At 62.0% G+C, this 9753-nt stretch carries 11 protein-coding genes and 1 pseudogene; 7 read left to right on the top strand and 5 right to left on the bottom strand.

Annotated features, from left to right (window positions below; all coding sequences use genetic code 11):
* Nucleotides 1-2127: a 3'-5' exonuclease gene (locus AC07VS_RS23285; protein ID WP_494752140.1), complete on the top strand. Its 2127-nt coding sequence runs from the start codon at nucleotides 1-3 to the stop codon at nucleotides 2125-2127.
* Between the two features lie 56 nt (nucleotides 2128-2183).
* On the opposite strand, the gene AC07VS_RS23280 is transcribed toward AC07VS_RS23285, so the two are convergent.
* Entirely contained in the window at nucleotides 2184-2792 is a 609-nt protein-coding gene (locus AC07VS_RS23280) for a plasmid pRiA4b ORF-3 family protein (protein ID WP_492347026.1), read from the bottom strand.
* A gap of 811 nt (nucleotides 2793-3603) precedes the next feature.
* Here AC07VS_RS23280 and AC07VS_RS23275 point away from each other — a divergent pair.
* The 4 genes from AC07VS_RS23275 to AC07VS_RS23260 all read left to right on the top strand — a co-directional run bounded on the left by AC07VS_RS23275 (nucleotide 3604) and on the right by AC07VS_RS23260 (nucleotide 5781).
* Nucleotides 3604-3792, top strand: a complete 189-nt coding sequence (locus AC07VS_RS23275) for a tetratricopeptide repeat protein (RefSeq protein ID WP_494752139.1) — start codon at nucleotides 3604-3606, stop codon at nucleotides 3790-3792.
* A gap of 186 nt (nucleotides 3793-3978) precedes the next feature.
* Nucleotides 3979-4251 carry a hypothetical protein gene (locus AC07VS_RS23270; RefSeq protein WP_494752138.1) on the top strand — a complete coding sequence of 91 codons (273 nt, stop codon included), beginning with the start codon at nucleotides 3979-3981 and terminating at the stop codon, nucleotides 4249-4251.
* Complete coding sequence (locus AC07VS_RS23265; protein WP_492347029.1) at nucleotides 4248-4508, top strand: helix-turn-helix transcriptional regulator; 261 nt, start codon at nucleotides 4248-4250, stop codon at nucleotides 4506-4508. Before AC07VS_RS23270 ends, AC07VS_RS23265 begins: the two co-directional genes overlap by 4 nt.
* On the top strand, nucleotides 4492-5781 hold the full coding sequence (locus AC07VS_RS23260) for a type II toxin-antitoxin system HipA family toxin (RefSeq protein ID WP_494752137.1): 1290 nt from the start codon (nucleotides 4492-4494) through the stop codon (nucleotides 5779-5781). The genes AC07VS_RS23265 and AC07VS_RS23260 overlap by 17 nt, the downstream gene beginning before the upstream one ends.
* 181 nt (nucleotides 5782-5962) lie before the next feature.
* On the opposite strand, the pseudogene AC07VS_RS23255 reads toward AC07VS_RS23260, so the two are convergent.
* From AC07VS_RS23255 to AC07VS_RS23240, 4 genes and pseudogenes are all read right to left on the bottom strand, one after another.
* Nucleotides 5963-6244, bottom strand: a pseudogene (locus AC07VS_RS23255) (cupin domain-containing protein); the annotation flags it as partial.
* 32 nt (nucleotides 6245-6276) lie between these two features.
* The gene (vapC, locus tag AC07VS_RS23250) at nucleotides 6277-6678 is read right to left on the bottom strand and encodes a type II toxin-antitoxin system tRNA(fMet)-specific endonuclease VapC (RefSeq protein ID WP_492347031.1); all 402 of its coding nucleotides are present in this window, start codon (nucleotides 6676-6678) and stop codon (nucleotides 6277-6279) included.
* Complete coding sequence (locus tag AC07VS_RS23245) at nucleotides 6675-6908, bottom strand: antitoxin (RefSeq protein WP_492347032.1); 234 nt, start codon at nucleotides 6906-6908, stop codon at nucleotides 6675-6677. Before AC07VS_RS23245 ends, vapC begins: the two co-directional genes overlap by 4 nt.
* 171 nt (nucleotides 6909-7079) lie before the next feature.
* Nucleotides 7080-7706 carry a helix-turn-helix domain-containing protein gene (locus tag AC07VS_RS23240; protein ID WP_494656511.1) on the bottom strand — a complete coding sequence of 209 codons (627 nt, stop codon included), beginning with the start codon at nucleotides 7704-7706 and terminating at the stop codon, nucleotides 7080-7082.
* A gap of 124 nt (nucleotides 7707-7830) precedes the next feature.
* Between AC07VS_RS23240 and AC07VS_RS23235 the strand changes: the two genes are divergently transcribed.
* A complete protein-coding gene (locus tag AC07VS_RS23235; RefSeq protein ID WP_494752136.1) occupies nucleotides 7831-9009 on the top strand; it encodes an NAD(P)/FAD-dependent oxidoreductase in 1179 nt (392 codons plus the stop codon).
* A gap of 187 nt (nucleotides 9010-9196) precedes the next feature.
* On the top strand, nucleotides 9197-9727 hold the full coding sequence (locus tag AC07VS_RS23230) for a hypothetical protein (RefSeq protein ID WP_492347035.1): 531 nt from the start codon (nucleotides 9197-9199) through the stop codon (nucleotides 9725-9727).
* Nucleotides 9728-9753 lie beyond the last annotated feature (26 nt).

The raw sequence follows: 9753 nt of genomic DNA, 5'->3' as shown, positions 1-9753 counted from the left end.
ATGGACTTCCGCATTGCCGATACTTTTACTGACAGCCTCGCCAGACTCACCGGCGATGAGCAGAAAGCGGTGAAGACGACTGCGTTCGACTTGCAGTTGAACCCGGCTCACCCGAGCATGAGCTTGCACAAGATAGAGCAGTCGAAGGACAAGAATTTCTGGTCGGTCAGGGTCAGCAGCGACATTCGCGTGATCGTGCACAAGACAGCCACCAGTTTCCTGCTCTGCTATGTTGATCATCACGATAAGGCCTACAAGTGGGCAGAGCGCCGAAAGCTGGAAGTGCATCCCAAGACGGGTGCCGCTCAGTGGGTCGAGATTCGCGAACGCGTTGAAGAAGTCGTAGTTCGCACTGGCGAGGTGGCAGTGGCGCCTGATGGTGTCAAGGCCAAGGCACCGAAGCCGGTTGGCGTTCCAAAGGCAAAGAGCTTGTTGTTTGACAGGCGCACTGATGACGAACTGTTGAGCTATGGCGTTCCACCCGAATGGCTGGCTGATGTGCGCAAGGTGGATGAAGACAGTCTATTGGTGCTGGCTGACCATCTTCCTGCCGAGGCTGCCGAGGCCTTGCTAGAACTGGCAACGGGCGGAGCGCCGAAGCCAGTGGCGGCGATCCAACCGGGGGCCGATCCATTCAGCCACCCGGATGCACAGCGCCGATTCCGGGTCATGAAAGACGTGGAAGAACTGGAACGGGCGCTCGACTTCCCATGGGAGAAGTGGACCGTCTTTCTTCACCCGGCTCAGCGGCAATGGGTTGAGCGCGACTACACCGGGCCTGCCCGAATCTCCGGCTCGGCCGGTACTGGCAAGACCATCGTGGCATTGCACCGTGCCGTTCACTTGGCCCGACAGCATCAAGACAGCCGGGTGCTCCTGGCGACGTTTTCCGAGACCCTGGCCAGTGCCTTGGCTACCAAGCTGCAAAACCTGATCAGTAATCAACCGAGGTTGGCCGAGAGGCTGGAGGTTCAGTCCATGTCGGCCATTGGCGCTCGCTTGTATGCGGCGCATTGGGGAAAGCCGAAACTGGCCTCTCAGGCACAGATCGTTCGGGTCTTGCTTGACGCTGCAAAGGCTGATACCACCCTGAAGTTTGGCCAACGCTTCCTGCTTGGTGAGTGGAATGATCTTGTTGATGCTTGGCAGTTGAAGACGTGGGAGGCCTACAAGGATGTGAAGCGGCTTGGGCGCAAGACCCGGCTTTCGGAGTCCCAGCGCGTTGCTCTATGGGCTGTTTTCGAGCGAACGCAAGAAGCGTTGAAACAGGCCGGACTGATCACGCATGCGGAGATGTTCAGCCGCCTGGCAGGGAAAGCCGCGACGCTGCCACATCAGCCCTTCGACTTCGTGGTGGTTGATGAGGCGCAGGATGTGAGCATCGCTCAGCTGAAGTTTCTGGCAGCGGTCAGTACCAGCCGAGGGCAAGTTCGCCCGAACAGCTTGTTCTTTGCCGGTGACCTGGGGCAGCGAATCTTTCAACAGCCGTTTTCGTGGAAGTCGCTGGGTGTCGATATCCGGGGGCGGTCACGCACGCTGCACATCAACTACCGAACTTCGCATCAAATCCGGGCCCAAGCCGACCAATTGCTGGGACCGGATGTCACAGATGTGGATGGCAACAGCGAGGACCGTCGCGGCACGGTATCCGTCTTTAACGGACCTGCCCCTGACATTCGTTCGTTCAAGTCCGAGGTCGCGGAGTGCAAGGCGGTTACCGCATGGATTCTTGACCGGGCGAAAGATGGATTGGCTTCGCACGAGATAGGTATCTTCGTTCGCTCTGATGCCCAGATACCGCGGGCGGTGGCTGCCGTTACCGCTGCTGGTATTCCGTTCAACGTGTTGGACGAGCATGTGGAGACAGCCAACGGGCAAGCCAGTGTCTGCACCATGCACTTGGCAAAAGGGCTGGAGTTCCGCGCAGTGGTTGTGATGGCCTGCGACGACGAGGTGATCCCATTGCAGGAACGCGTCGAGGCAGTCACGGACGACGCTGACATTGAAGAGGTCTACAACACCGAGCGGCATTTGCTCTATGTAGCCTGCACTCGGGCTCGAGATCGGTTGATGGTGACCAGTGCCCTGCCCAGTTCGGAGTTTTTAGAAGATCTCCTACCCAAGTGACTTGTAGTTGGCTCAACCAGAGGGTGATTCAATGTGGGGCTCGCAAAACCACTCGCCTAAAGCCTAATCTCATACAACCGATCCTGAACCTCCTGCACATCAAAGGCATCGGCATCAAATGGCCGCCCAATCCATTCCGTCATCTCGAGATGCCCCGGATGCGCTGGATCGGCAATGGCTTGCAGGAATTCGGCGTAGCCTGGCGCCCCGCCAATGTCTTCAGGCGGGCATGCCCCCGCGCCGGCCAGGCACATGGGGAACTGCAACTTCAGGGCGGCGGGCAGGGTATCAACCCGCTCGATTTTGATCTTGTGGGCCCAGTGATCGCCAAAGTCGTAGACCCAGGTGAACGTGCTGCCACCGTCAAGCGCCTTGTTCAGGGTCACTTTGGATTCGTCGTCCATTGACTCGTCGGGCCAATCCGGGTCTGGCTCGCCATATCGGCCTTCCGCAAACTCAAACTCATGCAGGTGGCCGCCGCCCCAGCCCATGGCACGCAGCAGCACCCCATGCAGCTTGGGCAGGCGGATGCTGGCTGGTACCAACACGCGCCGCCAGACCTTGGGGCGCACGCCCTGCAATTCGACTTTGAGCTGCAGTACCTTGGCGTTTCGGGTGCTGACCCCGGCGGGCTTGGGCGAGGGGCTTTTCGATGAGGTGGCCATGGTCCACATTGTGACTAGGGCTTGCACGGATTCCATCGTCTGACCCTGGTCAGGCGCCGCTGATGGCGGTAGGCGGGGGCAACGCCGTGATGCGCTCGATCAGGTGCATCAAGACCGTTCCGGAAGATCTTGACGCATTGAATACTCGGTACCGCGGATCGCGCGAGGAAAATGCCAATATGAACCAACGCGTCTGGCAGAGGTCACTGGGTGCTTGAACCCCTGCCAGGCCTCAGAAAGATGAATACATGACCATCGTTCGAGGGGTGACTATCTTGGCCGCCCCGTGTTGTGGGGCGCGTTATGTGTTTCCCCGGTACGTTTCCATCAACTTTTCCGCGTTCGAGTATTGGACTGACGGGTGGCTGGAGCGCTCCTTGATGCCCAACGACCAAGGCCTGCGTCGCTGCAATTGTGGCCAGTATGTTTTGACGAAAAATTTGGTGGAAATCGAGACGGCCGAATCCAGTGACCTTCCACGCATGGATCATGTGCCTGACGAGCAATTGCCTGACTGCATTGCCCATGCCCAAGCTCAAGACCTGGAGGTGGCTGCAAGGCTGGGGTATTGGCACTTTCTCAATCATCCGTACAGGGACAGCTATCGCCAGCATCGTGATGCCGAGGAGGCGGCGACGAAGGCCGCCTGGCTGGCGGCCAACCCGGATCGCAGAATGTGGTGGGACAAGTTGAAGGGGCGAAAGGCGCCCAGTTACAGCAGGCCAGCAGGTAGCCCGTTCACCCAGCCCGCTTTTGAGCCCACGGCCGAGCAGCGCGAAAACATGGTGCGGCTGAGCGAACTTTTGTTGGAATGGGACGCCACCGCACCGCGGCCCAGGTACCCCTGGAGCTGGCCGAGTTGTACCGTGAGTTGGGGCGTTTTGATGAGGCCGAAAAGCTGCTCCAAACCCTTGGCGAAAGTTGGGACGGCATGACCAGCCAGCTGATCGCCACCTTGATCAAAGAGCGGCAATCGGCGCCTACGCGCTACATGATGTGATCAAGTGAGCGCTGCCAGGGCAGGCCTGATGCAGATGTGGCAAGCGAGGTTGTCAAAGCACACCCACTGCGCAGCAGGCGACGTTCCTGACGCGGCTGGATCGGGGGCGACAACTCGGGCAGAACGTCGGCTGGGACGTGGGCAGTGATTTCAACCCCTCCTGGTCAGAAGCCGGGCTGGCGGGTGATGAATGATGAAATCCGCAAAGACCGTGGTGGGCCCTTGGCAAATCATCATCGCCCAAGCCCCTCACACGCCTTGAGTGAGGCAGAACGCCAGAAACTGCTGCGCGTGGCCAACGAGCCGCGCTTTGCCAGACACATCCAACATTCCCGTTCGGGAAGGTTTTTTGTGATCTGGGTTGAGATGGCAATCGCCATTCCCGATCGGGAAATATCACTCGCACATAGCATGGTCCTGGACGATAATTTACCGAACGGGAAATTGATCAAGCCATGACATCCATCCAATCACCTCAGCAACTCGGCTCTGCACTTCGTGCCGCCCGCAAGCGGCTCGGGCTGACTCAGCCCCAGCTGGCGCTGGCAGCGGGGGTGGGGGTGCGCTTCATTGTTGACCTTGAGGCTGGCAAGCCCACCGTGCGGCTGGAAAACGTGTTGCGGGTCATTGATGCGCTGGGCGGAGAAGTCCACTTGAGCGGCTTGCCATCGGTTGCGGTTAACGATCAACGTGAGGGTGATGACCATGGCGCATGAGCTTGACGTCTGGCTGTTCGCCGAACGTGTCGGCACACTGGCTCTGATGGATGGCCGATTGAACTTCTGCTACACACCGGCTTGGCTTTCGCATCAAAACGCAGTCGCCTTGTCCGCCTCGCTGCCCCTGCAAGCAGGGCCGTTCGACGATCGTAAAACGCGCCCATTTTTTGCGGGTCTGCTGCCTGAAGGGCAGATGCGCCGACTGATTGCTCAGCAGTTCCAGGTGTCCGGCCAGAACGACTTTGCCTTGCTGGACCACATTGGCGGCGAGTGCGCCGGAGCCGTGACCTTTCTTGAGCCCGGGCAGGCCTTGCCTGCGGCGACGGGTAACGATGACGTTCAATGGCTGAGCGACGACGAAGTCATTGCCATCCTGGATGAATTACCTCGCCGCCCCATGCTGGCGGGCAAAGACGGGTTGCGACTTTCACTGGCTGGCGCCCAAGACAAGCTGCCGGTGGTTTTTGATGGTGCCCGTATCGGGCTGCCGATGGGCGGCGCGCCCAGCTCTCACATCCTGAAACCCGCCATTCACGCCGTTCAAGATAGCGTGATCAACGAGGGATTCTGCATGGCACTGGCTGAGGCCATGCAGCTCAAACCAGCGAAATCAAAAGTGCATCGGGTGCTGGATCGCTCGTTTCTGCTCGTTGAGCGCTACGACCGACTCATCGATGGCCAAGGGTACCGACAACGCCTTCATCAAGAGGATTTCTGCCAGGCACTGGGGGTGGTGCCAGAGATGAAGTACCAGAATGAGGGGGGCCCGGATCTGGCCCAGTGCTTTGATTTTGTTCGCCGCGCGACGCGGCCCAGTGCGCCGCAGATCCTGCGACTGCTCGACTGCGTGATTTTCAATGCGTTGATCGGCAATCATGATGCGCACGCCAAAAACTTCTCGCTGCTGTATTCAGGCAAGGCCCCTGTTCTGGCACCGTTCTACGACACACTTTCGACGGCGGTATATCCAACGCTGACGCCCAAGATGGCGATGAAGATCGGAGGCAAATACAAATTCAGCGAGATCCAGGCCAGGCATTGGGAGCGGTTCGCTGAAAGCGTCGGGCTTACCAAAGCGCTGGCCAGAAGGCGCATTTTGGAGTTGGCTAAGTCGCTGCCAGCCATGGCACGCAAGCTCCAGTCTGACTCTGGGCACGGTTTTGCCGGAAACGCCGTGGTTGAGCAAATCAATGTCTTGATTGAGCAGCGCTGCGCTTTGACGATTCGGCGGCTCACCCAACCGGACGATGGCAGTGCTGCACCTGACTGAATGCGGACGCGGGTTTGATTTCGCAAACGGCAATGGAGTCAGCAGCGGTTTCATAGCCCTATGGCCAACCCACCGGAGATCACGACGGCATCGAGCGTCCGCAGCTTTGGGGCTGTCAATCCCCGGTTTGGGCTCGCGCCGTGGCTTTCGCAACTTACCAAAATCTCGATATTGCGAGCTTTCAGTGCTCGTGGTGCGCTGGGTTCTGCCCCACCCGCGCCTCCCTCATCAACCCGCTCTCATCCGTCACCACCCCGATCACCTTGGCCAGCCGCCGGCCCACGTTGACGTAGGCGTGGCCCAGGCGGCTGTCGAAGTACAGCGAGTCGCCTCGGTTCAGGGGCAGGCATTGGCCGTCTTCAAAGTGCACTTCGATGGCGCCTGAGAGCACGTACACAAACTCTTCGCCGGGGTGGCGGGCAAAGTCTTGCGGGCCGGTGATGCGGCGGGCCTGCACGGTGCCCGGAGGGGCTTGTGGCGACCCCGATCTGACAATCAGGTGGCGGCGGCCCAGTTGTCTAGCTGCAGACCTGGCACTTTGGCAAATTCTCGGGTGTTGTTGGTGACCAGCAGGGCCTGCTGGCTCAGGGCGTGGGCGGCAATCATGGTGTCCAGCGCCCCAATGGGGGTGCCACGCCGTTCGAGGTCTGCACGCAGATCGCCGTAGGCCCACACCGCTGCGTCGTCAAACGGCAGGATGGAGAGTGGGGCCAAAAACATCTCCAACGCTTGGCGGTTGCGGGTCGAGCCGCTCTTGGCCACACCAAATGCCAGTTCGGCCGCGACCACGCTGCACAGTCCGACATCGCCCATGCGGTACTGCTGAAAACGCGCCAATACGGCAGGGGGCTTGGCGTTGATGATGTAGATACAGATGTTGGTGTCCAGCAGGATCATGGGCCAATCTCGTCCCGCTGCTGGGTTTCAGGCTGCTCCCGAACAAGTTCAAAGCCAGGCTCAAACGTGGCCAGCCCGGCTTGCAGGGTTTGCCAGGGGTCGTCTGCGGGCAGCAGCAGTACCCCGTTGCCAAAATGCTTCACCACGACTTCGGTGCCTGCGAAGCGGTATGCCTTGGGGAGCCGTACGGCTTGGCTGCGGCCAGATTGAAAGAGGCGTGCGGTGTCCATAAAGGGCTCCTTGATGGTAATGATCAATGGTAGGTACCTTCGGCGGCGTTGTCCAGCAGGATGCCGGCGGCCTCACTGCAGCGGGTGGAATCGCCTCCTGCGTCTCTCCAAAAGGGCTTCTGCCCCGAGTCGCCTGGGATTCAAAGCACCGTGGAGAGCGCCGAATGCCCCTCACTCCCCCCGCGCCTCCCTCATCAACCCACTCTCATCCGTCACCACCCCAATCACCTTGGCCAGTTGCCGGCTGACGCTGATGTAGGCGTGGCCCAGGCGGCTGTCGAAGTACAGCGAGTCGCCGCGGCCCAGGGGCAGGCATTGGCCGTCTTCAAAGTGCACTTCGATGGCGCCTGAGAGCACGTAGACAAACTCTTCGCCGGGGTGGCGGGCAAAGTCTTGCGGGCCGGTGATGCGGCGGGCGTGAACGGTGCCCAGGGTGGGGATCATCTTTTTGCCCACGGCCTGGGTGCCCAGAAACTCGTAGGCAAAGGCGGGGCCCTGGTAGACCACGCCCTGGCCGGCGCGGGTCAGCACGGGGCCTTGTTGCAAGGGGCTGGGGGGCGGGTGCTGGGTGTCTGAGAACATCGAGCCCATGTCCATCTGCAGGGCCTGGCCCAGGGCGGCAAAGTTGTCGTAGCCCAGGGCCAGTTGGCCGCGCTCGGCGCGCGAGATGGTGGTGATCGACACGCCCGATCGCTCTGCCACCTGGGCCAGCGTCCAGCCTTTTTGTTTGCGGGCCTGGCGCAGGCGTTGGCCAAAGGTGTCCCGGTCCAGGGCGTTTTGTTGTGCGGGGGCGGGCATGGTGGGTGGGCGTGGTTTGTGCGCTGATTCTGCCAGGGGCGGGTGGTGCGCGGTGGGTACCGTTGTGCCTTGTTTTGGGCTTGAAAATTTGCGTATATGCAAATTTATGCCTAGACTGGGCGCCATGACTACCCCCACTTCTTCATCGTCCTCAAGCCCTTCCTCCCCGGTGCATGCCGATTTTCTGGTGCTGGGGGCCGGCATTGCGGGCGCCTCGGTGGCGCATTGGCTGGCGCCGCATGGCAAGGTGATCGTGCTGGAGCGCGAAGACCAGCCCGGCTACCACTCCACCGGCCGCTCGGCGGCCTTGTTCATGGAGAGCTATGGCACGCCGCAGGTGCGGGCGCTCACCTTGGCCAGCCGGGTGTTTTTTGAGCAGCCGCCGGCCGCGTTTGGCGATCACCCCTTGCTCAGCCCGCGCGGCGTGCTGTTTGTGGCGGCCCCGGGGCAAGAGGCTGAGCTGGCGGCGCATTGGGCGGTGCTGCAGGCCATGGCGCCCAATGCGCGCCAGCTCAGCCCCGAGCAGGCCTGTGCCATGGTGCCCGCGCTGCGGCCCGAGCAGGTGGTGGGTGCGGTGTACGAGCCCGATGCCGCCGACATGGATGTGCACGCCATCCACCAGGGCTACCTGCGCAGCATGCGCCAGGCGGGCGGCCAGCTGGTGTGCAACGCCGAGGTGGATCAGCTGCAGCGTGTGGGTTCGGTGTGGCAGGTGCGCGCCAGTGGCGTGGTGTACCAGGCCCCGGTGGTGCTCAATGCCGCGGGCGCCTGGGCCGATGTGCTGGGGGCCCTGGCGGGGGCGCAGCCCCTGGGGCTGGAGCCGCGCCGGCGCTCAGCCTTTACCTTTGCGGCGCCTGCGGGTGCCCATGTGGCGGCCTGGCCGGCGGTGATCGGGGCCGGCGAAGACTGGTACATCAAGCCCGATGCCGGCATGTTGCTGGGCTCGCCCGCCAATGCCGACCCGGTGCCGCCGCAAGACGTGCAGCCCGAAGAGATGGACATTGCCCTGGCGCTGTACCGCATCGAAGAGGCCACCACCCTGAGCATCCGCCGCCCGGCGCGCACCTGGGCCGGGCTGCGCTCGTTTGTGGCCGATGGCGATCTGGTGGGCGGCTTTGATGCGCAGCTGCCGGGGTTCTTCTGGGTGGCGGCGCAGGGGGGCTATGGCATTCAAACCTCGGCAGCCATGGGCGAGGCCTGTGCGGCACTGGCGCGGGGCCTGCCCTTGCCCGAGCGGCTGGCCGGGTTTGGCTTGACGGCCGAGATGCTGTCACCGGCCCGGCTGCGGCCGGTCGGGGGCTGAGAGCAGGCGCTGGGGCCTGGCCTGAAATTTCTCCCCCGCTCATGTGCAACAAGTCCGCCCTGGGCGTTGCAGCGGTGGCTCTGCCTGGGCGATTTGTGATGAAATGCCAGCCAGTTACAAATAATCGATGTGCCAGGCTGGGCCCCTGATCAAGACGGGGGCAGGCCCAGGCCGCTGAGGGGTTCCCATGAAGTTTCTGATCGGTGTGGTGTGTGTGTCGGCCCTGTTGGCGGCCGGTGGCGTGCAGGCGCGGGGCGAGTCGGGCCAGGTGCGCCTGTGCCGTGATGCCAACACGCCGGTCGGGCCCGATGCGCGCGGCACGCTGGTGCTGGATGGTGTGATCCGCTTCACGACGGCCCGCACGCTCAAGGAAGAGCGTGAAAAACGCGATGAGATGCAGGTGGTCACCGAGATCATCGACCCCATCCGCCCCGGGCCCCAATGCTGGGTGCAGGATGCCTGGGTGGCCGAAAACCTGTCCAACGAGCCCTTGCCCAAGGCCGGCATGACCTGGCGGGCCTATGCCTTCGTGGATTACGACCGCCTGGTGGATGTACCGCCCAAGGTGATCGGCAACCTGGGCCGTGTCACCCGTGTGGGCTTCACGCCCAACCGGGGTTGGGACAACGGCCGGGTGGGGTTCAGCGTCACGGCGCTGGAAGACTTCAAGCCCATGCCCCGGGTCACCATGGCCCCGGTGGCGGTCGGCAAGCCCTGAGCGGGCTGCCGATCGATCGTTTCACG

The organism is Curvibacter sp. GW821-FHT01G03, from assembly GCF_059422285.1.
Note: the sequence above shows the minus strand (reverse complement) of the source record. Positions and strands in the feature narration are given on the sequence as shown.